The organism is Pseudescherichia vulneris, from assembly GCF_902164725.1.
GTDB lineage: Bacteria > Pseudomonadota > Gammaproteobacteria > Enterobacterales > Enterobacteriaceae > Pseudescherichia > Pseudescherichia vulneris.
Genome location: NZ_LR607338.1, coordinates 2,123,629 through 2,126,840 on the forward strand (window position 1 = coordinate 2,123,629; position 3,212 = coordinate 2,126,840).

The window sequence follows — 3,212 nt, forward strand, 5'->3', positions numbered from 1 at the left end:
CGTGGTTTTACTGCGCAACGAGGACGGCGAGCATGCCCTGGCGGCGGCCATCGACCGTCCAGCAGAGCACGCGGTGAATGCACCGACGCCTGCCGATGAGGTGGCGTTCTTCCAGCTCTCCGGCGGCAGCACCGGCACGCCGAAGCTGATCCCGCGCACCCATAACGATTACTATTACAGCATTCGTCGCAGCAATGAGATCTGCCGTTTCGATAACCGGACGCGCTACCTCTGCGCCCTGCCAGCGGCGCACAACTACCCGCTGAGCTCCCCTGGCGCGCTTGGCGTCTTCCTGGCCGAAGGCTGCGTCGTGCTTGCCGCCGATCCCAGCGCCACGCTCTGCTTCCCACTGATTGAGAAGCACCAAATCAACGTGACCGCGCTGGTGCCGCCCGCTGTTAGCCTCTGGCTACAGGCGATCCATGAGTGGGGCAGCAACGCCCAGCTGGCCTCGCTCACGCTGCTACAGGTCGGTGGCGCGCGGCTCTCCGCCACCCTCGCCGCACGTATTCCCGCAGAGATCGGCTGCCAGCTCCAGCAGGTGTTTGGCATGGCGGAGGGGCTGGTGAACTATACCCGTCTCGATGACAGCCTTGAGCGCATCAACAATACCCAGGGCTGCCCGATGAGCCCGGATGACGAAGTGTGGGTGGCGGACGCCGACGGCAACCCACTCCCGCGCGGCGAGGTGGGCCGCCTGATGACGCGCGGGCCATACACCTTCCGCGGCTACTTCAACAGCCCGCAGCACAACGCCAGCGCCTTCGACGAGAACGGTTTTTACTGCTCCGGGGATCTGATCGCTATCGACGACGCGGGCTACATCACCGTCCAGGGGCGCGAAAAGGATCAGATTAACCGTGGGGGCGAGAAGATCGCCGCCGAAGAGATAGAGAACCTGCTCCTGCGCCATCCGGCCATTATCCATGCCGCGCTGGTGAGCATGGAAGATAGCCTGCTCGGCGAGAAGAGCTGTGCGTATCTGGTGGTATCCCAGCCGGTGCGCGCCGTGGAGATCCGCCGTTTCCTGCGCGAGCAGGGCGTCGCCGAATTTAAACTGCCCGATCGCGTGGAGTGCGTGGATGCGCTGCCGCTGACGCCGGTCGGCAAGGTCGATAAGAGAGAGCTGCGCCTGCGGCTGGCCGAACGGTCACAGGCGTAACAAAGGAGAGAAGTATGGCAATCCCAAAATTAACCGGCTATGCGCTGCCTGCGGCCACCGAGATCCCGCAGAACAAAGTCAGCTGGGCCTTTGAGCCTGAGCGCGCTGCGCTGTTAATTCATGATATGCAAGACTATTTTATCAACTTCTGGGGCGAAAATTGCCCGATGATGGCCCAGGTGGTGGCGAACATCGCCGCTCTGCGTGCATTCTGCAAGCAGCACAACATTCCGGTCTACTACACCGCCCAGCCGAAAGAGCAGAGCGATGAAGATCGCGCTCTGCTGAACGACATGTGGGGGCCGGGCCTGACCCGCAAGCCGGAAGAGCAGCAGGTGGTTGCCGCCCTGGCCCCGGACGAGAACGACACCGTGCTGGTGAAATGGCGCTACAGCGCCTTCCACCGCTCGCCGCTGGAGCAGATGCTGAAAGAGAGCGGGCGCAACCAGCTTCTGATAACCGGCGTCTATGCCCACATCGGCTGCATGACCACCGCCACCGACGCCTTTATGCGCGACATTAAGCCTTTTATGGTGGCCGACGCGCTGGCGGACTTTAGCCGCGACGAGCACCTGATGGCCCTCAACTACGTGGCCGGGCGTTCCGGACGAGTAGTGATGACCGAGGATCTGCTCCCGGTGCCGGTCAGCAAGGCGGCGCTGCGTGCCGTGGTGCTGCCCCTGCTCGATGAGTCCGACGAGCCGATGGATGATGAGAACCTGATTGACTACGGCCTCGATTCGGTGCGGATGATGGCCCTGGCCGCGCGCTGGCGCAAGGTCTATGGCGATATCGATTTTGTCATGCTGGCGAAAAATCCCACCATTGATGCCTGGTGGACGCTGCTCTCCCGCGAGGTGAAATAGTGGCCGGACTGGATTTTAGCGGCAAGACGGTGTGGGTCACCGGCGCAGGGAAGGGCATCGGCTACGCGACGGCGCTGGCCTTTGTCGAGGCGGGGGCGCAGGTCACGGGCTTCGATCGTGACTTCAGCCAGGCCGACTATCCCTTCGCCTGTGAGACGCTGGATATTGCCAACGCCGAACAGGTGGCGGCGGTGTGCCAGCGCCTGCTGGCCGCCACCCCGAGCCTCGACGTGCTGGTGAACGCGGCGGGGATCCTCCGCATGGGGGCCACCGACCAGCTGTCGCTTGACGACTGGCAGCAGACGCTGGCGGTCAACGTCGGCGGCGCGTTTAATCTCTTCCAGCAGACCATGGCCCAGTTCCGCGCCCAGCGGGGCGGGGCGATTGTCACCGTCGCCTCCGATGCCGCTCATACGCCGCGCATCGGCATGAGCGTCTACGGTGCGTCGAAGGCGGCGCTGAAGAGCCTTGCCCTGACCGTAGGGCTGGAGCTGGCGACCAGCGGCGTGCGGTGCAACGTCGTCTCACCTGGCTCCACCGACACCGATATGCAGCGTACGCTGTGGGCCAGCCCGGACGCCGAGCAGCAGCGCATTCGCGGCTTTGGTGAGCAGTTCAAGCTGGGTATTCCGCTGGGCAAGATCGCTCGCCCGCAGGAGATCGCCAATACTATTCTGTTCCTCGCCTCCGATCTCGCTAGCCATATCACGTTGCAGGACATCGTGGTCGATGGCGGCTCGACGTTGGGAGCATGAATATGATCTGGAAACGTCATCTCACCCTTGAGGAACTCAATGCCACCAGCAGCAACACCCTGGTCGCCCATCTGGGGATTGTCTATACCCGGCTGGACGACGACCTGCTGGAAGCGGAGATGCCCGTCGACGCCCGCACCCATCAGCCGTTTGGCCTGCTGCACGGCGGAGCCTCGGCGGCGCTGGCCGAAACCCTCGGCTCGATGGCGGGCTATCTGATGACCCGCGATGGCCAGTGCGTGGTGGGCACCGAGCTGAATGCCACTCACCACCGCCCGGTATCGCAGGGGAAAGTGCGCGGAGTCTGCCAGCCGCTGCACCTCAGCCGCCAGAGCCAGAGCTGGGAGATTACGATATTTGACGAGCAGGGCCGACGCTGCTGCACCTGCCGTCTGAGCACGGCGGTCTTAGGCTAATCCAGGCCCGGCG

At 63.7% G+C, this 3,212-nt stretch carries 4 protein-coding genes; all 4 read left to right on the forward strand.

Annotated elements, in window-relative coordinates; translation table 11 throughout:
* Positions 1-1,162, forward strand: a 1,162-nt coding sequence (locus tag FN633_RS09105; protein WP_243731494.1) for an AMP-binding protein, incomplete at its 5' end; no start/stop codon positions are given.
* A 14-nt stretch (positions 1,163-1,176) separates the two neighbouring features.
* Positions 1,177-2,028, forward strand: a complete 852-nt coding sequence (locus FN633_RS09110; RefSeq protein WP_154057504.1) for an isochorismatase — start codon at positions 1,177-1,179, stop codon at positions 2,026-2,028.
* A gap of 8 nt (positions 2,029-2,036) precedes the next feature.
* Positions 2,037-2,783 carry a 2,3-dihydro-2,3-dihydroxybenzoate dehydrogenase EntA gene (gene entA / locus FN633_RS09115; RefSeq protein ID WP_154058878.1) on the forward strand — a complete coding sequence of 249 codons (747 nt, stop codon included), beginning with the start codon at positions 2,037-2,039 and terminating at the stop codon, positions 2,781-2,783.
* Between the two features lie 2 nt (positions 2,784-2,785).
* Positions 2,786-3,199, forward strand: coding sequence for a proofreading thioesterase EntH (gene entH, locus FN633_RS09120; protein WP_154057505.1), 414 nt, complete (start codon positions 2,786-2,788; stop codon positions 3,197-3,199).
* Positions 3,200-3,212 lie beyond the last annotated feature (13 nt).